This window comes from Streptomyces similanensis (genome assembly GCF_039543625.1).
GTDB lineage: Bacteria > Actinomycetota > Actinomycetes > Streptomycetales > Streptomycetaceae > Streptomyces > Streptomyces similanensis.
In genome coordinates this window covers 131,447-153,718 of the sequence record NZ_BAABKC010000049.1, presented here as the reverse complement: position 1 = coordinate 153,718, position 22,272 = coordinate 131,447, and the positions used below count along the sequence as shown (strand labels likewise).

Annotated in this window: 1 protein-coding gene; it reads right to left on the bottom strand. The window is 75.9% G+C overall.

All coding sequences use genetic code 11. The features are described 5' to 3' along the window. Nucleotides 1–45: 45 nt before the first annotated feature. Nucleotides 46–22,233 (bottom strand): non-ribosomal peptide synthase/polyketide synthase, encoded by a 22,188-nt coding sequence (locus ABEB07_RS18005; RefSeq protein WP_345669263.1) that lies wholly within the window; start codon nucleotides 22,231–22,233, stop codon nucleotides 46–48. Nucleotides 22,234–22,272 lie beyond the last annotated feature (39 nt).

Sequence of the window (22,272 nt, the reverse complement as noted above, 5' to 3'; positions counted from 1 at the left end):
TCAGGTGGGGTGGTGGGTGGGCTGTGGGGGGTGCGCTGTGGGTGGTCAGTTCCGTTCGTCCGCTCGGCGTACCACCGCCTCGAGCGCCCGGAACCAGGTCTCGGCCAGTGCGCGGACCGCGTCCTCGGTGAGGAGCTCGGCCGCCCAGGCCCAGTGGGCGCTCAGCCGTGGCCCGTCGGGGTGGTCCTCGGTGAGCGCGTTGAGGGTGAGCGCGTGCGACATCGGCATGCCGGGGTCGGCGTCGAGGTCGGCGGCGTCCTCCTCGGGGGCGTAGGACCAGTCGGCGGCCTCGGGGCGCTCGAAGCGGCCCATGTAGTTGAACTCGATGTCAGGCTGGCCGAGTTCGGCGAGGAGCGGGCCGGTCGCGGGGTTGAGGTGGCGCAGCAGGCCGTGGCCGATGCCGGCCGTGGGCAGGGCGGTGAGGTGGCCGCTCACGCGGGCCACGGCCTCGTCCAGGGCGGGTCCGCCGGCGAGGGCGTCCGGTGCGTTCGGGCCCGGGTCGAGGCGTACGGGGACGACGCTGGTGAACCAGCCGACGGTGCGGGACAGGTCGGCGGCGCCCGCGAGTTCCTCCTCGCGGCCGTGGCCCTCCAGGTCGACCAGGACCGGGCCGCCGGCCGTCGCCGCGCCCAGGGTGCGGGCCCGCCAGTCGCCGACGGCGAGGGCGAACGCGGTGAGCAGGACGTCGTTGACGCTCGCGCCGAACGCGGCGGGCGCCCGGCCGAGCAGGGGTCCGGTGAGGTCGGCGGGCAGGGTCAGGGAGAGGTAGCGGGTGGTGGCGACGGTGTCGTGCGCGGGGTCGAGGGGCCGGGGCAGGGGCAGGCCGGCGCCTCGGGCGAGGGCGGAGGTCCACCAGGGCAGTTCGTCCTCGGCGGCCGGGTCGGCGGCCCGGGCGCCGAGGAGGCGCGCCCAGCGGGCGAACGACATCTCCACCGGGGCGAGTTCGGGGGCGCGCTCGCCGCGGACGGCGGCCCAGGCGGTCGCCAGGTCGGGCAGCAGCACCCGCCAGGAGACGCCGTCGATCACCAGGTGGTGGACGAGGATCAGCAGCCGTCCGGGGCGGTCCGCTCCGGCGTCGAACCAGACCGCCCGCACCATCGCCCCGGCGTCCGGGTCGAGGCCGCTTCGTGCCGTGCGGGCGTGGCGGGCGATGGCGTCCCGCAGCGCGCCCTGGTCGTCCGCGACGTCCCGCACGTCGACGCGGGTGAGCCAGCCGCGTACGTCGGCGTCGTGGGCCGGCGGGATGCGCAGGACGGGTTCGGGGGTGCGGACGAGGCGGGCGCGGAGCATGTCGTGCCGTGCGGCGAGCGCCCCGAGCACGGTCAGCAGAGCGGGTTCGGACAGGCCGGCCGGGGTGCGGACCAGGGCCGCCTGGTGGTAGGCGGCGAGGGGGCCGCCGCGGTCGAGCAGGGAGCGCATGATCGGGGTGAGCGGGGCGCTGCCGGTGCCGTCGTCGTGCGTGGCGTGCCGTTCCCCGGCGCCCAGCGGGACGGCGACGGCGGCGAGCGCGGCTACCGTGCGGTGCTGGAACACCTGGCGCGGGGTGATGCGCAGTCCGCCCGAGCGGGCCCGGGCGACGAGTTGCATGGCGATGATGCTGTCGCCGCCGAAGGAGAAGAAGTCGTCGTCGGCGCCGACCGCTTCCGCGGGCAGGCCGAGAGCGTCGGCGAACAGGTCGCGCAGGGTGTGCTCGGTGGCGTTGCCGGGCGGCCGCCCGCCGCCCGTCGCGGTGAAGTCGGGGGCGGGCAGGGCGGCCCGGTCGAGCTTGCCGTTGGACAGCAGCGGCAGCCTCTCCAGCACGACGACGGCGGCCGGGACCATGTAGTCGGGCAGCGTGGCGGCGGTGTGGGCGCGCAGCGCGGCCGGTTCTGGGCTCTCAGCGGCGCGCGGCACGGCGTAGGCGATCAGCCGCTTGACGCCGGGACGGTGTTCGCGGGTCACGACGACCGTCTCGGCGACGGCGGGGTGGGTGTTCAGCGCGGCTTCGATCTCGGCGAGTTCGATCCGGTAGCCGCGGATCTTGACCTGGTCGTCGGTGCGTCCGGCGAACTCCAGCAGGCCGTCCTCGCGCCGGCGGGCGAGGTCGCCGGTGCGGTACATGCGCTCCCCCGGCGCCCCGTACGGGTCGGCGACGAAGCGTTCGGCGGTGAGGTCGGGGCGGCCGAGGTAGCCGCGCGCCAGGCCCGGTCCGGCCAGGTACAGCTCGCCGGTGACGCCGGGCGGCACCGGGTGCAGGGCGGTGTCCAGGACGTAGGCGCGGCCGTGGTGGACGGGGCGGCCGACGATCGGGCGGTCGCTGTCGCGGACCCGTCCGACGAGTGCGTCGACGGTGGCCTCGGTGGGGCCGTAGAGGTTGACCGCCTCGGTGTCCGGGAGCGCGGCCAGCCGGGTCCACAGCGACTCGGGGACGGCCTCGCCGCCGAAGCCGACGACCGCGAGGGGGCAGTCGCCGCCGGGGCCGATCAGGCCGCTGTCCGCCATCCGGGCGAGCAGGGACGGGGTGACCTCGATGAAGTCGATGCGCCGGTCGCGGACGAAGGCGGCGAGGAGTTCGGGGTCGCGGCGGGTGTCGTCGTCGGCGATGTGCAGGGTGTGCCCGTCCAGCAGCCACAGCTGCGGCTGCCAGGAGGCGTCGAAGGAGAACGACCAGGCGTGTCCGACGCGCAGGCGGCGGCGTCCGGTGCGCCGCTTGGCCGCCTCGTGCAGGTCGTGGCGGTGGCTGTGGAAGAGGTGGGCGAGGCCGCGCTGGGTGACGACGACGCCCTTGGGGCGGCCGGTGGAGCCGGAGGTGTAGATGACGTAGGCGGGGTGGTCGGGGCCGGGCGGGGTGGGTTCCGTCTCGGGGAGGCCGTCCGTCGGGGCGTCCAGGCGCAGGACGGGGACGTCGGTGGCGGGCAGGGCGCCGGCGGTGTCCTCGGTGGCGAGGATCAGCACCGGGTGGGCGTCGTCGAGCATGCCGGTGAGGCGGGTGGCGGGCAGGTCGGGGTCGAGGGGCAGGTAGGCGGCGCCGGACTTCATCACGGCGAGGATCGCGGCGATGTGGTCGGCGGTGCGCGGCAGGGCGAGGGCGACGATCCGCTCCGGTCCGGCGCCGTGTCCGGCCAGTACGCGGGCCAACCGGTCGGTGCGGGCGTCGAGTTCGGCGAAGGTGAGGGTCGTCGTGGCGTCGGTGACGGCGGGCGCGCCGGGGTCGGCGGCGGCCTGGGCGGTGAACAGGGCCGGTACGGTGCGCAGGCGTTCGGCGGGCGGGAGCGCGGTGTCGTTCCAGGTGTGCAGGACGGTGTGCCGGTCGGCGGCGCCGAGCAGGTCGAGCCGGCCGACGGGGCGGTCCGGGTCGGCCGCCATGTCGGTGAGCAGGCCGGTCAGGGCGTCCGTGATCCGCCGTACGGTGGCGGCCTCGAACAGCTCGGGGCGGAACTCGGCGGTCAGCCGGAGTCGTTCGGCGGGCTCGATCGCCCAGGCGAACGGGTAGTGGGTGGCGTCCTGGTGGTCGAGGACGGTGACGCGCGGCGCGTCGTCCCCGTCGGCGTCCTCCTCGGCCACCGGGTACGACTCGAACACCACGAGGGTGTCGAAGAGTTCACCGAGTCCGGCGGCGCGCTGGATGTCGGCCAGGCCGAGGTGCTGGTGGGCGATGAGCCGGGACTGCTCGTCCTGGAGCCGGTCCAGCAGGGCGGCGGCGCTCTCCTGCGGGCGCAGCCGCACCCGGACCGGCACCGTGTTGATGAACAGGCCGATCATGGCCTCCGATCCGGCGAGTTCGGGCGAGCGGCCCGCGACGGTGGCGCCGAACACCACGTCGTCGCGTCCGGTGAGCCGGCCCAGCAGTACGCCCCAGGCCGCCTGGACGAGGGTGTTGAGGGTGATGCCCCGGGCGCGGGCGAAGGTCTCCAGGCGCGCGGTGCGGCCGGCGTCCAGTTCCACGGTGTGGGTGTGCGGGAGGACGGCGGTGCGGTCCGGGTCGGCGGGCGCGAGCCGGGTGGGTTCGGCGAGGCCGGACAGGGCCTCGGCCCATGCGGCGGCGGAGGCGGCCGGGTCCTGGGCGGCCAGCAGCCTGAGGTGGGCGCGGTAGGAGGCGGGCGGGGCCGGGGTGCGGCCCGTGTAGCGCGCCCACAGTTCGGCGGTGAGCAGCGGCAGCGACCAGCCGTCGAGCAGCAGGTGCTGGTGGGAGAGGACCAGCCGGTGCCTTCCCTCGCCGAGCCGGGCGAGCAACAGCCGCAACAGCGGCGGGCGTTCGGGGTCGAAGCGGCGGCGTTCCTGGCCGAGCAGCCGGGTCAGTTCGGCCTCGGTGTCGTCGTTGCCGGTGAGGTCCAGCTGCCGCCACGGCAGGACGGCCGTGCGCGGGACGACGGCGACGGGCCGGCCGGAGGACAGGTGGGTGAAGCCGCTGCGCAGGTTCTCGTGGGCGTCGAGCAGGTCCTGCGCGGCGGCGCGCAGCCGGCCGGCGTCCAGGGGGCCTTCGAGGTCGTAGGAGACCTGGACGGTGTAGACGTCCGGTCCCTCGTCGCCGGAGTCCAGGGCCGCGTGGAAGAGCAGTCCGGCCTGGAGGGGCGAGACCGGCAGCACCTCGGTTCCGGCGGGCAGCGCGGTCAGTTCGGCGCGTTCGGCGGCGGTGAGGTCGAGCGGGACGGTGTCCTCGCCCGTCCGCTCGGCGGTGGCGGCCGCCGTGGTGACGGCGGCGAGTCTGGCCACCGTCTTGTGCCGGAAGACGTCGCGGGGGCTGAAGGCCAGGTGGGCGGCGCGGGCGCGGGCGACCAGGCGCATGGCGACGATGCTGTCGCCGCCGAGGGCGAAGAAGTCGTCGTCGACGCCGACCCGTTCGAGGCCGAGGACGTCGGCGACGAGGGCGGCGAGGGTCTCCTCCAGCGGGGTGCGCGGCCGCGTGCCGCCCACCTCGGCGGCGAAGTCGGGCGCGGGCAGCGCCTTGCGGTCCAGCTTGCCGTTGGCGGTGAGCGGCAGGGCGTCCAGGACGAGCACGGCGGCCGGGACCATGTGGTCGGGCAGCGCGGCGGCGGTGTGGGCGCGCAGCGCGGCGGGCTCCGGCCTGGCTCCGGCGGCCGGGACGGCGTAGGCGACGAGCCGGTCCTCGCGCAGGACGACGGTGGCGTGCGCGACGGCCGGGTGGGCGGCGAGGTGGTGCTCGATCTCGCCGGGTTCGATGCGCAGGCCGCGCAGTTTGACCTGGTCGTCGGTGCGGCCGAGGTATTCCAGCTCGCCGTCCGCCGTCCAGCGGGCCAGGTCGCCCGTGCGGTACATGCGGGCGCCGGCGGGGCCGTGCGGGTCGGCGACGAACCGCTCGGCGGTCAGGTCCGGGCGGCCGAGGTAGCCGCGGGCCAACTGGATGCCTGCCAGATAGAGTTCGCCGGCCACACCGGGCGGTACCGGGCTCAGTGCGGCGTCGAGCACGTAGGTGCGGGTGTTCCACACCGGGCGGCCGATCGGCACGGTGGCCGGGTCGGCGCCCACCTCGTGGGCGGTGACGTCGACGGACGCCTCCGTGGGGCCGTACAGATTGTGCAGGCGGCTGCCCGGCAGCACCCGGTGGAAGCGGGCGGCCAGCGGCGCGGGCAGGGCCTCGCCGCTGCACATCACCTGGCGCAGGACGCCGCAGCCGGCGGCGGCGGGCTCGTCGAGGAAGGCGCGCAGCATCGACGGCACGAAGTGGGCGGTGGTGACGTACTCGCGGCGGATCAGGTGGGCCAGGTAGGCGGGATCGTGGTGGCCCTCGGGGCGGGCGACGACGAGGGTCGCGCCGGTGATCAGCGGCCAGAAGAACTCCCACACCGACACGTCGAAGCCGGCCGGGGTCTTCTGCAGCACGCGGTCCTGCGCGCCGAGCCGGTAGGCGTCCTGCATCCACGCCAGGCGGTTGGCGATGCCCTGGTGGGGAACGGTGACGCCCTTGGGGCGGCCGGTGGAGCCGGAGGTGTAGATGACGTAGGCGGGGTGGCGGGGGTCGTAGGAGGCGGGCAGGGGGGCGGCGGACGGGTGTACGGGTGTGCCGTCGGCGTGGACGGCGAGGGTCGGCGTCCCGGTGCCGGGCAGGGCCGTTGCCTCGGCGTCCTCGGTGGTGACCAGGCAGACCGGGCGGGCGTCGGTGAGGGTGTGCGCCAGACGCTCGGCCGGGTGGCCGGTGTCGAGGGGGAGGTAGGCGGCGCCCGCGCGGTGCACCGCGAGCAGGGCGACCACGAGGGCGACCGAGCGGGGCAGGGCGACGGCGACGGTCGTCTCCGCCTGCGCGCCGTGTGCGGCGAGGGTGCGGGCGAGGCGTTCCACGCGCTGGTCGAGCTCGGCGTAGGTGAGCGAGGCGTCCTCGCACACGAGGGCCGTGGCGGCGGGAGTGCGGGCCGCCTGGGCGCGGAACAGCTCGGGGAGGGTGAGGCCGGGCACCGGCCGGGCCGTGTCGTTCCACCGGGTGAGGACGCGGGCGCGTTCGCCGTCGCGGAGCACGTCCAGGGCGCCGACGCGCCGGCCGGGGTCGGCGGCGACCTGCTCCAGCAGCATCTCCAGCCGACGGGCGAGGAGTTCGGCGCTCCCCTCGTCGAAGAGGTCGGCGCTGTACTCGATCCAGCCCTCGATGCCCGCGCCGTCGCCCAGCTCCACGAAGTCGAAGCTGAGGTCGAACTTGGCGCCGTCCTGGCCCAGCGTCTCGCGGCGGACGGTGAGGCCGGGCAGGGCGGGTCCCTCGCTGCGGCCGGCGAGGTGGACGACCATCACCTGGAACAACGGGTGGCGGGCGAGGGAGCGTTCGGGGTTGAGGGCCTCCACCAGGCGTTCGAAGGGCAGGTCCTGGTGCTCGTAGGCGGCCAGGTCGGTCTCCCGGACCCGGGCGAGCAGGTCGGCGAAGGTGGGGTCGCCGGACAGATCGGTGCGCAGGACCAGGGAGTTGACGAAGAAGCCGACCAGATCTTCGAGGGCCTCGTCGGCGCGTCCAGAGACCGGCGCGCCGAGGGGGATCTCGTCGCCGGCGCCGAGCCGGTGCAGCAGCGCGGCCACGGCCGCCTGGGCGACCATGAACACGCTGACCCCGTGGTCGCGGGCCAGGCCGCGCAGCGCGCCCGTCAGGCGGGGCGGCACGGTGAAGGCGACGGCGCCGCCGCGCCCGCTGGACTCGGCCGGGCGCGGCCGGTCGGCGGGCAGGTTCAGCTCCGCCGGGAGTCCGTCGAGGACGCCGGTCCAGTGTGCGAGCAGGGCGGGACCGGCCTGTGCCAGCAGGTCGCGCTGCCAGAGCGTGTAGTCGGCGTAACCGGCGGGCAGCGCCGTCCAGTCGGGCGCCCGGTCCTGGACGCGGGCCGCGTAGGCGGTGGAGAGGTCGGCGAGGAGCGGCCGGTCGGACCACTCGTCGGTGGCGATGTGGTGCAGCAGGAGCAGCAGGACGTGCTCGTCGGGGCCGGTCCGGGACAGCACCGCGCGCAGCGGGAGGTCGCGGGCGAGGTCGAAGGGGCGGGCGGCCTCGGCGGCCAGGTCCGCGCCGTCGGCCGAGGCCAGTTCGAGCCGTGCCCGCGCCGGGTCCAGGACGTGCTGGTACGGCTCTCCGTCGATGGCCGGGAAGACGGTGCGCAGCGGTGCGTGCCGGGCGATGACGTCGTTGAGGGCGGCTTCGAGGGCCGCCCGGTCCAGGGCGCCGGTGAGCCGCCAGGCGGAGGGGACGGTGTAGGCCGGGTTCGGGCCCTCCACCTGGTGCAGCAGCCACAGCCGCCGTTGGGCGGAGGAGAGCGGGAGCCGCTCGGGGAGCGGGCGTCCGGCGTGCAGGGCGGGGCGGGCGAGCGCGGTCGCCGTGCCGAGGCGGGCGGCGAGCCGGGCGGGGGTCGGCGCGTCGAAGACGGTGCGCAGCGACACCTCCTCGCCGAACGCCGCCCGGATCCGGGCGGCCAGCCGCATCGCGATCAGGGAGTGGCCGCCGAGGGCGAAGAAGTCGTCGTCGGGGCCGACGCGTTCGACGCCGAGGACGGCGGCGAACGCCGCGCACAGCAGTTCCTCGCGTCCGGTGCGCGGCAGGCGTGCGCCGCTCGCGGTGGCCGCGGCGGGGTCGGGGGCGGGCAGGGCGGCGGTGTCGAGCTTGCCGTTGACGGTGCGGGGCAGGGCGTCCAGGGCGACGAAGGCGGCGGGGACCATGTGGTCCGGGAGCGCGGCGGCGGTGTGGGCGCGCAGGGCGGCCGGTTCGGGGGCGGCGCCGGTGCGGTCGGCTACGACGTAGGCGATGAGGCGGGGCGCGCCGGGCCGGTCCTCGCGGACAAGGACAGCGGCGGCGGAGACGGCGGGGTGCGCGGTCAGGACGGACTCGATCTCGCCGGGTTCGACGCGGAAGCCGCGCAGTTTGACCTGGTCGTCGGCGCGGCCGAGGAACACCAGGGCGCCGTCGGGGCGGCGGCGCACGAGGTCGCCGGTGCGGTACATGCGCTCTCCGGGCGCGCCGAACGGGTCGGCGACGAAGCGTTCGGCGGTCAGGGCCGGGCGGCCCAGGTAGCCGCGAGCCAGGCCGTCCCCGGCGAGGTACAGCTCGCCGGGGACGCCGACCGGAGCCGGGCGCAGCCGCTCGTCGAGGACGTGGGCGCGGATGTTGTCCAGCGGGGCGGCCCAGTCGGCCGCGTCCCGGGCGGCGGCGTCCTCGGTGCCGGCCCGCGGTCCGGTGGGGCCGTGGTGCCAGCCGTAGGCGTCGACCGCGCACTCGGTGGGGCCGTACAGGTCGTGCACGGCGGTGCCGGGCAGGGCGGTGAGGCGGCGCCAGAGGGCGGGCGGGGTGTGCTCGCCGCCGACGGCGATGACCGCCGGGACCGGATCGGCGCCGTCGGGGGCGAGGAAGCCGTGGTGGAGCAGTTCGCGCAAGTAGGTGGGGGTGAGGTCGAGGAAGTCGATCCGGGACGCGGCCAGGCGGCGCAGCAGGGCGGCCGGGTCGAGCAGGGTGGTCTCGTCGACGACGTGCAGTTCGTGTCCGGCGAGCAGCCACAGCAGCGGTTCCCAGGAGCCGTCGAAGCTGAACGAGGCGGCGTGGATCGCGCGCAGCGCGTCGCGGCCGGTGGCGCGGACCGCCGGTTCGATCAGGTCGCGCAGATGGGCGGCGTAGAGGTTGCTCAGTCCGCGGTGGGTGCCGATGACGCCCTTGGGGCGGCCGGTGGAGCCGGAGGTGTAGATGGTGTAGGCGGCCTCGGCGGGGTGGGGCGGCGGTCCGGCCGGGGCCGTCGCGGCGGCCGGCCACGGGGCGTCCAGCAGCAGGCGCGGTACGGCCGGGGTGTCGGGCAGGCGCCGGGCGAGCGCGGTGGTGGTGAGCAGGCACACCGGGGCCGCGTCGGTCAGCATGAACTCGACGCGTTCGGCCGGGTGTTCGGGGTCGAGCGGGAGGTAGGCGGCGCCGGAGGCGAGGACGCCGAGCAGGGCGGGCACCATCGACCGGCGGGGCAGGGCGAGGGCGACGACGGTGCCGGGGGCGGCGCCGTGGGCGCGCAGCCGCGCCGCCACCTCGTCCGCGTATGCCGTGAGTTCGGCGAAGGTGAGGTGTGCCGGGTCGTCGTCGGGGCCGGTGACCAGTGCGGTGCGGTCGGGGTGGCGGCGGGCGGTGTCGGCGAGGATCTCGGGGACGGAGCGCGTCTCGGCCGGGTGGGCGGTGTCGTTCCAGGCGCCGGTGGCGTGCGCGCGCTCGCCGGGGGTCAGCAGGTCGAGTGCGGCCAGGGGGGCGTCCGGGGTGCGGGCGGCCTGGTCGAGGAGCAGGACGAGGCGTTCGGCGAGGAGCGCCGCGGTCGCCGGGCCGGCCAGGTCGGTGGCGTACTCCAGCAGGAGCGTGACGCGGCCGCTCGCGTCGGACTCGTCGACGAAGGTGAAGTCGAGGTCGAACTTGGCGGTGCCGGTGTCCATGTCGTACCAGTCGGCGGGCAGTCCGAGCAGGGTGCGGGCGTCGCCGTCGGGGCGGTGGTGGTAGCCGAGCATGACCTGGAAGAGGGGGTTGCGGCCGGCCGCCCGGGGCGGGTTGACGGCCTCCACGACGCGGTCGAACGGCACGTCCTGGTGCTCGAAGGCGGCGAGCGCCGACTCGCGCACCCGCTCCACGAGTCGGCGGAACGTCAGCTCGCCTCCGTCGGGCGCCGACAGGTCGGTGCGCAGGACCAGGGTGTTGACGAAGAAGCCGACCAGGTCGTCCAGCGCGCTGTCGGTGCGGCCGGCGACGGGGGCGCCCAGGGGGATGTCGTCGCCCGCGCCCAGCCGGTGCAGCAGCGCCGCGGTGGCCGCCTGGAAGAGCATGAACATGCTGGCGCCGGTCGTCGCGGACAGCTCGCGCAGCGCCCGCCCGGTCGCGGCCGGTACGTCCCGGCGCACGACGGCGCCGGCTCCGGTGGGTTCGGCCGGACGCGAGCGGTCCAGGGGCAGTGCCAGTTCCTCGGGCGCGCCGCGCAGGGTCTCGGTCCAGTGGGCGAGCTGCCGCGCGCCGACCTCGTCGAGGAGCTGTTCCTGCCACAGCGTGTAGTCGGCGTACTGCACCGGCAGGGGCGCCCACTGGGGGGCGGCGCCGGCCGCGCGGGCGGCGTAGGCGGTTTCGAGGTCGGCGAGGAACGGCCGGTCGGACCACTCGTCGGTGGTGATGTGGTGCAGCACGAGGGCGACCACGTGGTCCTCGGGCGCGAGCCGGAACACCTCCGCGCGCACCGGGATCTCGCGGGTCAGGTCGAACGGGCGGCGCTGTGCGGACTCGATCAGCGCGGGCAGCCCGTCCTCGGCGCTGTCGGTCACCGTGAACGGCGGGTCGGCCTCCTCGGCGGGCAGGATCCGCTGGTGGGGCACGCCGTCGATCTCGCCCACCAGGGTGCGCAGCGACTCGTGCCGTGCGGTCACGTCGTGGAGCGCGGCGCGCAGCGCGGGGAGGTCGAGCGCCCCGCGCAGCCGCAGGACGAGCGGGAAGTTGTACGCCGCTCCCCCGGCGCCCCCCGCCGTGTCGCCGAGCTGTCCCACCAGCCACAGCCGCCGCTGGGCGGCCGACAGGGCGATGTGTTCCGGCCGCTCGGCGAGGGCGGTGAGCGGCGGCCGGACGGGCCTGCCGTCGTCCACACGGCCGGCCAGCAGGGCCGGGGTGGGGGCCTCGAAGAGGTCGCGGATGGCGAGTTCGGCGCCCAGTTCGGTGCGGGCGCGGCTGACCAGCCGGGTGGCGAGCAGCGAATGGCCGCCCAGGTCGAAGAAGTTGTCCTCGGCGCCGGTCTCGGGCAGTCCCAGCACCTCGGCGAACAGGCGGCACAGCGCCTCCTCCCGCGGGGTGCGGGGGCCGCGCCCGCCGCCGAGCGCGACGGCGGGCTCGGCGTCGGGCAGGGCGCGCACGTCCAGCTTGCCGTTGGCGTTCATGGGCAGCGCGTCGACGGTGACGAAGGCGGCCGGGACCATGTACTCGGGCAGTTCGCGGCCCAGGTCCTCGCGCAGCCGCCGGATCAGGGCCGCGGTCCCGCGGGCGGCGGTGGGGTCGTTGGCGTACGGCGCGACGCCGCCGCCGGGGCGGAACAGGCCGGCGGTGAGCCGGGGTTCGGCCGCCAGGAAGACGGCGTCGTAGGTTCCGGTCCGGGCCGCCCAGGTGGTCAGCACCCGGTGTCCGGCGCTCTCGCCGAGCAGGCGCAGGGTCTCCGGGTCGATGCCGTCCTCGCGGGTGCGGCCGTCGGGGATGCCGGTCACCCGCAGCGCGTCGGGCCGTGTGGCGCCGGGGCGTGCGCCGGCGCGGCGGTCGGGCCGTCCGGCGGCGCGCAGGAGTTCGCCGACGGCCTCGGAGGTCCAGCCGCCGCGGGTGAGTTCGCCCGCGGCGTGGGCCGTGGCCCAGGCGACGGCCGGGATGTCGTCGAGGCGGACGTCGGGCTCGCCCGCGTACAGGACGACGTCGTAGCGGTGCCGGGTCAGCTCGTTGTGGTGGCGGCCCCGCTTGGTGCGCAGGTCGACGCCGTGGCCGAGGGCGGTGAAGTAGTCGGGGTCGACGAGGAGTTCCTTCTCCAGGCGCAGTCCGCGCTCCACGGCCCGCTCCAGGGCGGTGTCGTCGGTGGCGTCGGCGCCCCGGGCGCGCTGGATCTCGGTGTGGAAGGCGCGGGCGAGGCGGAGGTTGCGCACGTCGCCGAGGTAGAGGGCGCCGCCGGGCGCGAGCAGGGTCATGGCGCCGTCGATGACGGCGGTGAGGTAGTCGATGCTCGGGAAGTACTGGACGACGGAGTTGACGACGATCGTGTCGAACCAGCCGGCGGGCAGTCCGCTGAGGTCGTCGGCGGGCCGGCAGCGCAGTTCGACCCTGGCCGCCAGTTCGGGGTCGCGGGCGCGCAGTTCCGCGCCGATCTTGCGGATGACCGGGGCGGCGAAGTCGGTCGCCCAGTACGCCTCGGCGTCCGGGGCGAGAGCGGACAGCAGCAGGCCGGAGCCGACGCCGATCTCCAGGACGCGGCGCGGGTTCAGCGAGCGGACGCGGGCGAGGGTGGCCTCGCGCCACTCGTGCATCTCCTCGAAGGGGATGGGCCGGCCGTCGTAGGAGCTGTCCCAGCCGTCGTAGCGCTCGGTGAAGACGGCGGTGCCGATCTCCTCGTACTCGTCGGAGTAGATCTCCTGCCACTCGCCGACCTGGGCGGCCTCGGCGGCCGGGCGTTCGCCGGCGTCGGCGCCGGAGGGCACGACGTAGCCGACGAGCCGTTCGTCGCGCACCACGACGGCGGCCTGGGAGACCAGCGGGTGGCGGCTGAGGGCGCTCTCGATCTCGCCGGGTTCGACGCGGTAGCCGCGGATCTTGACCTGGTCGTCGGTGCGGCCGAGGAAGTCGAGGTTGCCGTCGGGGCCCCGGCGGACCAGGTCGCCGGTGCGGTACATGCGCTCGCCGGGCGCGCCGAACGGGTCGGCGACGAACCGCTCGGCGGTCAGGCCGGGGCGGTCGAGGTAGCCGCGGGCCAGGCCGATGCCGGCGATGTACAGCTCGCCGGGCACGCCGTCGGGCACCGGGCGCAGCCAGGCGTCGAGGAGGTGGGCGCGGGTGCCGCGGATGGGCCTGCCGACGGTGGGGGTGTCGCTGTCGAGGGTGCCGCCGCCGAGGGTGTTGATGGTGTACTCGGTCGGCCCGTACAGGTTGTAGCCGTAGGTCCCCTCGGTGTCGCGCAGGGCCGTCCACACCGTCTCCGGCACGGCCTCGCCGCCGAGCAGGACGAGCGGCGGCACGTGGCCCTCCAGCAGGCCCTGTTCGATCAGCAGCCGGGCGTAGGTGGGGGTGACGTTGACGACGTCGACGCGGTGCCGTTCGCAGTAGGCGACCAGGGCTTCGGCGTCCCGGCGCAACTCCTCGTCGCAGATGTGGACTTCGTGGCCCTCGACCAGCCACAGCAGCTCTTCCCAGGACATGTCGAAGGCGAAGGACACGGTGTGCGCGATGCGCAGCCGCCGTCCGCCGGCCGCGGCGATGGCCGGTGCGAAGATCTCCTTCTGGTGGTTGAGCTGCATGTTGGTCAGGCCCCGGTAGGGGGTGACGACGCCCTTGGGGCGGCCGGTGGAGCCGGAGGTGTAGATGACGTAGGCGGGGTGTTCGAGGCTGAAGCGGCGGCGCACGGGTGTGTCGGGCAGCGCGGCCAGTTCGGCCCGGACGGCGGGGTCGTCCAGCAGGACGCGCGGCAGGTCGCCGGCCAGGGTGGCGGAGACGGCGGTGGTGGTGAGCAGCAGCAGCGGGCGGGCGTCGGCCAGCGTCAGCGAGAGCCGGTCGGCCGGGTGGTCCAGCTCCAGCGGCAGGTAGGCGGCGCCGGTGCGCAGGACCGCGAAGAGCGCGACCACCGTGTCCAAGGAGCGCGGCAGGCCGAGGGCGACGACCCGCTCGGGGCCGGCGCCGCGGTCGAGGAGCAGCCGGGCGGTGCGGTCGACGGCCGCGTCGAGTTCGGCGTAGGTGAGGGCGCGGTCGCCGAAGACGAGGGCGCGGGCGTCGGGGGTGCGGGCGGCCTGGGCGGCGAGCAGGTCGGCGATGGTGTCCTCGGGGTCCTCGACCCGGGCGGCGGCCCACTGTTCGCGCAGGGCCGCGTGTTCGGCGGGCAGCAGCGGGTCGAGGGAGCCGACGGGCGCGGCGAGGTCGGCGGTGAGGCGGTCGCAGAGCAGGGTGAAGCGGTCCAGGAGGGTGCGGGCCCGGTCGGCCGGGACCAGGTCGGGCCGGTGGGTGAGGGTGACGGCGATGCGGCGGCCGGGGGTGACGACGAGGTTGGCCGGGTAGTGGGTGGCGTCGACGTTGGCGACGGCGGTGGCGCCGTGCCGGGTGCGCAGCCGCTCCAGGCGGTCCTCGGTGTCGTTGTTGCGCAGCACGAACAGGGTGTCGAACAGTTTGCGGTGGCCGGTCTCGGCCTGGAGCACACCGAGGCTCAGGTGTTCGTAGGGCATCAGGTCCAGACGCTCGGCCTGGACGCGGCGCAGCAGGCTGAGGACCGGTTCGGCGGGGTCGAGGGCGATGCGGGTGGGGACCGTGTTGAGGAAGAGGCCGATGACGTTCTCGACGTCGTGGACCTCGCTGGGCCGGCCGGCGACGGTGGTGCCGAAGACGACGTCGGCGCGGCCGGTGGCGGAGGCCAGGGTCAGGGCCCAGGCCGCGTTGAGGAGGGTGTTCAGGGTGAGGCCGTGGTCGCGGCCGGTCCGGCGCAGCCGGTCGCTGAGTTCGGCGTCCAGGTGTGCGTCGAGCTGGTCCGGGACGACCGGTTCGAGCCCGTCGGCGGCGGCCGGGGCGAGCAGGGTGGGCTCGTCCAGGCCGGTCAGGGCGGTGCGCCAGGCGGCGGTGGCGGCCGCGTCGTCCTGCCGGTCCAGCCAGGTGAGGTAGTCGCGGTAGGCGCCGGGGACGGGCAGGGCGCTCGCGTCGCCGCCGCTCTCGTACAGGGCGAACAGCTCGTCCAGGAAGAGCCAGGCCGACCAGCCGTCCCAGAGGATCAGGTGGCGGCCGATGACGAGCCGGTCGCCGCGCTCCTCGCCGAGGCGCAGGAGGAGCATCCGGAACAGCGGGGGCGCGGCGAGGTCGAACCGGCGGTGGCGTTCCGCTTCGGTCAACTCGGCTGTGCGGGCGTCCTGTTCGGCGCCGCGCAGCTGCGAGAGGTCGATCTCTTCGAGGGGCGCCTCCGGGGCCCGCACGATGAACTGGACGGGCTGGGACGTTCCTTCGCTGGTGAAGCCGGCGCGGAGCCCGGGGTTGCGCTCCAGCAGGGTGCGCACGGCGGCGCGCAGCCGGTCCGCGTCCAGCCGTGCGGCGAAGTCGAAGGTCTCGTGGACGGTGTAGACGTCGAGGGCGCCCCGGTCGTAGGCCGAGTGGAAGAACAGGCCCTCCTGGAGCGGTGCCAGCGGCCATACGTCGGCGACGGCGGCCGGGGCGGCGAGCGCGCGGACGCGGGCGTGTTCGGCCTCGGTGAGGGTGAAGGGTGCGGCCGGGGTGTCCGCGGCGGCCGCGGCGGTGCCCGCGGTGGCGGCGAGGGCGGCGGGTGTGCGGTGGGTGAACACGTCGCGAGGGCTGAGGTCGAGTCCGGCCGCGCGGGCCCGGCCGGCGACGCCGATGGAGCTGATGCTGTCGCCGCCGAGCCGGAAGAAGTCGTCGTCCGGGCCCACGTCCTCGGTGCCGAGCACGGCCGCGAAGATCTCGGTGAGCCGCCGCTCCGCCTCGCCCGCGGGCTCGCGGCGGGCGGCGCGTTCGGCCTCGGGGGCGGGCAGCGCGGCCTGGTCGAGCTTGCCGCTCGGGGTGAGCGGCAGGTCGTCGAGGACGACGTACGCCTCCGGGACGAGCGGTGCCGGCAGCGCGGCGGCGAGGGCGGCGCGCAGCGCGGCGGGGTCGGCGACGGCGCCGGTCGCCGGGACCGCGTAGGCGACCAGGTGCTGCTCGCGGACCACGACGGCGCCGCGGGCCACCGCCGGGTGGGCGGTCAACACGGCTTCGATCTCACCGAGTTCGATCCGGTTGCCGCGCAGTTTGACCTGCCGGTCGGTGCGGCCGAGGTAGTCGAGAGAGCCGTCCGGGCGGCGGCGCACCAGGTCTCCGGTGCGGTACATGCGGGCGCCGGGCGTGGCGGCGTCCGGGTCGGCGACGAAGCGGTCGGCGGTGAGGGCGGGGCGGCGGTGGTAGCCGCGGGCCAGCTGGACGCCGGTGAGGTACAGCTCGCCGGGCGTTCCGTCGGGCACCGGACGCAGGCACGTGTCCAGCACGCGCAGGCCGGTGTTCCACACGGGCCGCCCGATGGGGACGGTGGTGCCGGGTGCGCCGTCGTAGGCGTGGTGGGTCACGTCGACGGCGGCCTCGGTGGGGCCGTACAGGTTGTGCAGCGGTACGCCGGTCAGCTCGCGCCAGCGGGCCGCCGTGCGGCCGGGCAGGGCTTCGCCGCTGCTGAAGACGCGGCGCAGGCGGGCCGCCCAGGCGGGGTCCGCGGTCACCTCGTCGGAGGCGAGGAACGCCTCCAGCATCGAGGGCACGAAGTGCGTCGTCGTCACTCCCTCGGCCGCGATCAGCCGGGCGAGGTACCCAGGGTCGCGGTGGCCGTCGGGCGCGGCCAGGACGACGGCGGCGCCCTGGCACAGCGGCCAGAAGAACTCCCACACGCTCACGTCGAAGCTCGCCGGCGTCTTCTGCAGCACCCGGTCCTCGGGGGTCAGTCCGTAGGCGCCCTGCATCCAGGCGAGCCGGTTGCCGACGGCGCGGTGGGTGACGACGACGCCCTTGGGGCGGCCGGTGGAGCCGGAGGTGTAGATGAGGTAGGCGGGGTGGTCGGGGGCGAGCGGTGCGGGGCGGTCGTCGGTGAGCGATGTGGCGTGGCCGGGGTTGAGCGGCGCGGCTTCGCTCTCGCCGGTCTCGCCCGCCTCGCCGCGCTCCTCGCCGTCCTCTTCGACGTGCAGGACCTCCAGGCCGTGCCCCTGTGGCAGGCGTGCGGCGTCGTGGGCGGTGGTGACGACGGTCCGGGCGCCGGAGTCGGCGAGCATGTACGCGATGCGGTCGGCCGGGTAGTCGAGGTCGACCGGCAGATAGGCGGCGCCGGACTTGAGCACGCCGAGCAGGGCCACCATCAGTTCGGCCGAGCGCGGCACGGCGACGGCGACGAACTTCTCGGGTCCCGCCCCGGCGGCCCGCAGCCGGCGGGCCAACGCCGCCGCGTGCGCGTCGAGTTGGGCGTAGGTGAGAGCGGTGTCGCCGTACACGACGGCGGTCGCCCCGGGGGTGCGGGCACTCTGGGCGGAGATCGCGGCGGGCAGGGTGACGGGCGGCACGGGCCGCCGCTCGCCCTCGGTGTGCGCGGCGGCCCGCTCGGCCGGGGTGAGCAGGTCGAGGGCGGCCACCGGAAGCGCGGTGTCGTCGGCGAGGGCGGTCAGGACCAGGACGAGCCGGTCGGCGACCGTCCGTACGGCGTCGCCGGGGATCCGGTCGGCGTGGTGCTTGAGCCGCAGGTCGAGCCGCCGGCCCGGCTTCACGATCAGCGCCAGCGGGTAGTGGACGGCGTCGTGGAAGGCGTGCCCGGCCAGCCGGACGGCGCCGGTGGGGTCGGTGAGGCCCGGTTCGGCGGGGTAGTTCTCGAACACCACCAGGGTGTCGAAGAGTTCGCCGTCACCCGCGTGCCCGGCCGCCCGCTGGATCTCGGCGAGGCCGAGGTGCTGGTGGTCCATCAGGGCGCTCTGCTCGCCCTGGAGGCGTTCCAGGACGGCGCCCAGGGTGTCGGCGGGGTCCCAGCTCAGGCGGGTGGGCAGGGTGTTGATGAAGAGGCCGATCATCGACTCGATGCCGTCCACGGCGGCGTCCCGGCCGGAGACGGTGGTGCCGAAGACCACGTCCTGGCGCCCGGTCAACCCGGCCAGCAGCAGGCCCCAGGCGGCCTGGACGACCGTGCCGAGGGTGACGCCGTGCGCACGGCCGCGGGCGGTGAGGCGGGCGGTGGTGCGCTCGGGCAGTTCGACGCGGATCTGGGCGGGCTCGATCGGCCCGGCGGCCGGGTTCCCGGCCAGGCGGGTGGGCTCGTCGATGCCGGCCAGCGCGGCGCGCCACGCCCGCCGTGCGGCCTCGCGGTCGGCGCGGGCGATCCGGGCCAGATGATCGCGGTACGGAGCGACTTGGGGCAGCTCGGCCGGCCGCTCGCCGTAAAGGGCGAGGAGTTCGCGGTGCAGGACGGGCAGCGACCAGCCGTCGGCAATGATGTGATGGAACGTCAGCACCAGGCGGCTTTGGTCCTCGCCGAGGCGGACCAGGGCGAGGCGCAGCAGCGGCGGGCGGGCGAGGTCGAAGCGGTGGGCGCGTTCGTCGGCGGCGACGGCCTCGGCGAGGCCCGCGCGGACGTCGGCGGCCTGGGCGGACAGGTCGACCTCGCGCCAGGGCAGGTCGAGGCCGGTGGCGACGAGCTGGACGGGACGGCCGTCGGGGAGCTGGCGGAAGCAGGCCCGCAGCGGTGCGTGCCGGTCGAGCAACCGCTCGGCGGCGCGCCGCAGTTGGCCGCCGTCGACGGGTCCGGCCAGGTCGATGGTCTGTTGGACGACGTAGGCGTCGTGCTCGGCGCCGTCCACCAGGGCGTGGAAGTAGAAGCCCTCCTGGAGCGGGCCGAGCGGCAGGACTTCGGCGACGGTGAGCGGGTCCTCGCCCCGCAGTGCGGCGAGTTCGGCGTCCGTGGGCGTCTGCCAGGGCGCCTCGGCGCTCTCGCCCGCGCTGTCGGCGGTGCGGGCGACGGTGGCCAGCTCGGCGACGGTGCGGTGCCGGAAGACGTCGCGCGGGGTCAGTTCCAGACCGGCGCGGCGGGCCAGGACGAGCAGGTGGATGGCGACGATGCTGTCGCCGCCGAGCGCGAAGAAGTCGTCGTCCGCGGTCACCGAGGGGACGCGCAGGGCGCGCGCGTACAGGTCGCACAGCAGGCGTTCGCGTTCGGTGCGCGGGGCGCGGCCCGAGCTGAGCAGGCCGTAGTCCGGTACGGGCAGGGCCGCGGCGTCCAGCTTGCCGCTGGGGGTGACCGGCAGCCGGTCCAGCGGGACGAGGGCGGCCGGGACCATGTACGCGGGCAGGAACTCGGCGGCGTGCGCGCGCAGCACGGCCATCAGCGCGGTGACGTTGCGGAACGGCGCGGGGCGGTTGGCGTGCGGCCGGGTCCTGCCGGGCCGGTAGAGGGGGCCGGGCGGGGTGTCGTCGCCGAGCGCGAACACCGCGTCGAAGCTGCCGTCCTCGGCGTCCGCGGTCCAGGTGAGGGCGGTGCGGTAGCCGTGCCGGGCGGCGGTCTCGTCGAGGGCGGCGGGGTCGACGCCGACGGGGCCGGTGCGGCTGCTGTCGTCGAGGGCGCCGAGTGCGGCCAGGTCGGGGGCGAGGCGGGCGTTGGGGATGCCGGTGACGCGCAGCAGGGCCGGCCGGTCCGGGGCGGTGAGCCGTTCGGCGAGGGCCTCGGGGGAGCCGACGGCAAACCAGGGGAGCCGCGGGGCGGTGTCCGGGGCCGGGTGGGCGCCGGGGCGCAGGACGACGTCGTAGCGGTAGCGGGTCAGCTCGTTGTGGTGGGCGCCGCGCTTGATCCGCACGTCGGCCGTGAAGCCGTCCAGGGTGGCGAAGTAGTCGGGGTCGAGGAGGAGTTCGCCCTCCCAGGCGACGGCCCGGTCCACGGCGGCCCGCAGGGCCTCCTTGTCGTCGGAGCGGCCGTCGCCGGGGCGGCCGTCGGCGGCGCGGCCGGACTCGATGGCGGCGGCGAGGGTGCGCTGGAGCCGCAGGTTGCGGACGTCGCCCACGAACAGCGCGCCGCCGGGGGCGAGGAGCCGGGCGGCCGAGCGCAGGACGCCGGTGAGGTAGTCGGCGCTAGGGAAGTACTGGACGACGGAGTTGACGACGACCGTGTCGAAGTGTCCTTCGGGCAGGCCGGTCAGCTCGTGCGCGGGGCGGGCGAGCAGGGTGACCCGGCCGGCCAGTGCGGGTACGCCGTCTACCTGGGCGCGCAGGGCGCGTACCGCCTCCTCGGAGAGGTCGGTGCCCCAGTACTCGGCGCAGTCGGGGGCGATACGGGACAGCAGCAGTCCGCTGCCGACGCCGATCTCCAGGACGCGGCGGGGCCGCAGCCCGCGGATCCGGGCCACGGTGGCATCCCGCCACTCGCGCAGATCGGCGAGGGGGATGGGCAGGCCGTCGTACATGCTGTTCCAGCCCGCGAAGTTCTCCTCCAGGCCCTCCGACCCGGCGGCGGAGTAGAGGAGTTCGTGCAGGTCCTTCCAGTCGGCGACGGCCTCGTCGGCTCCGGCGGCCGTGTCCAGGGAGGGGACCACGTAGGCGGCGAGGCGGCGGTCGCCGGGGCGGTCCTCGCGGACCACGACGGCGGCCTGGTCGACGGCGGGGTGGGCGCGCAGCACCGACTCGATCTCGCCGGGTTCGACGCGGAAGCCGCGGATCTTGATCTGGCCGTCGGCGCGGCCGTGGAACTCCAGCCGGCCGTCCGCCGTCCAGCGGACCAGGTCGCCGGTGCGGTACAGCCGTTCGCCGGGCGCGCCGAAGGGGTCGGCGACGAACCGCTCGGCGGTCAGCGCGGGCCGGCCGAGGTAGCCGCGGGCGAGTCCGGCGCCGCCGAGGTACAACTCCCCCACCACACCGGCCGGTACGGGGCGCAGCCGGTCGTCCAGGACGTAGGCGCGGGTGCCGGGGTCGGGGACGCCGATGGGCACGATGGCGCCCGCCGGGGTGTCGGGGTCGCAGCGGCCGAGCGTGGAGTTGGTGGTGGCCTCGGTGGGGCCGTAGGCGTTGAACATCATCCGGCCGCGCGCGTAGCGGCCGACCAGTTCGGGCGAGACGCGTTCGGTGCCGGCCAGCAGGGTCGCGGTGGGCGGCAGATGGACGTCGTCCGGCATCGCCGCGAGCAGGGCGGGCGGCAGGATCATGAAGGTGACGCCGTGCGCGTGGGCGTAGTCGGCGAGCGGGGCGCCGGGGACGCGGCGGTCGGCGGGCACGACGACGAGGCGGCCGCCGGAGAGCAGGCCGAGGCACAGGTCCCAGAAGGCCACGTCGAAGCTGGGCGAGGCGAACTGGAGGACCCGGCTGTGCGGGCCGATGCCGAACCGCTCGCGCTGGGTGGCGACCAGCCCCGCGACGCCGGCGTGGGAGAGGACCACGCCCTTGGGGCGGCCGGTGGAGCCGGAGGTGTAGATGACGTACGCCGCGTGGGCCGTGGTCAATTCGGAGGCGACGTCCGGGTCGTGGGCCGGGTGGGCGGCGAGTTCGGCGGAGGTCTCCGGCGCGTCGAGGACCAGTGGGTCGGCGCCGGGCGGCAGGTCGGGGAGCGTGTCGGCGGTGGTGACCAGGCAGACCGGGCGGGCGTCGTCCAGCATGTAGGCGATGCGGTCGGCCGGGTAGTCGGTGTCGATCGGGAGGTAGGCGGCGCCCGTCTTGAGCACGGCGACCTCGGCGACGATCATGTCCGCTGAGCGCGGCACGGCGAGGGCCACGACCTGCTCGGGTCCGGCGCCCCGGGCGACCAGGGCGTGCGCCAACCGGGCGGCGCGCTCGTCGAGTTCGGCGTAGGTGAGGCGGACGTCGTCGTGGACGAGGGCCACGTCGCGCGGCCGGGCGGCGACCTGTTCGGCGAACATGCGCGGCCAGGTGAGCGCGGGCACGTCGTGCGCGGTGTCGTTCCAGTCGGTCAGCAGTCGCCGCCGCTCGTCGGCGCCGAGGAGTTCGAGGTCGGCGACGGGTGTGCCGGGGCGGGCGAGGGCGTCGGCGAGGAGGGTGGCGTAGTGGCCCAGGATGCGGTCGGCGGTGGCGGGTTGGAAGACGTCCTCGGCGTACCGGAGCCGCAGCCGTCCGTCGGTCACGGACAGCGCGAGGTCCAGCGGGCCGCCGTCCACCCAGGGCGCGGGGCCGAAGCCCGCGGCGCACAACAGGGCGCCGCCGCGCCCGGGTTCGGGGGCGAGCAGGCGCAGCAGCTCGCCGGTCGGCAGCCGGTGCGCGGCGGCCTCGTCGCGTACGGCGGCGACGCGCTCGCGCAGCCTGGCGAACGACAGCTCCCCGTGCACCGGCACCCGCAGCGGCAGTCCCTCGTGCGCGACCGTCACCTCGCCCGGCGCGCCGCCGCCGTAGCGGTGCAGCAGGGCGGTGAAGGCGGCGAGGCGGGTGGTCTCGTCGGCCGTCGGGCCGGGCGGGGCCGTGCGGTCGGCGTACGGTCCGGATCGCCGCGGGTGCGGCGGGTGCGGGAAGTCGAAGGGCAGCGAGGTCTGCGGCGCCGGTGAGCCGAACCGCTCCCGCCAGTGGTCCGCCGAGGTCGCCGCCCGCGCCGTCGCGGCGGCGGAGGGTGTGGAAGAACGCCTGTTGCCCGACACAGCTGCCCGTGCCTCCCCATAGGTGTGGAACGGCTCAGC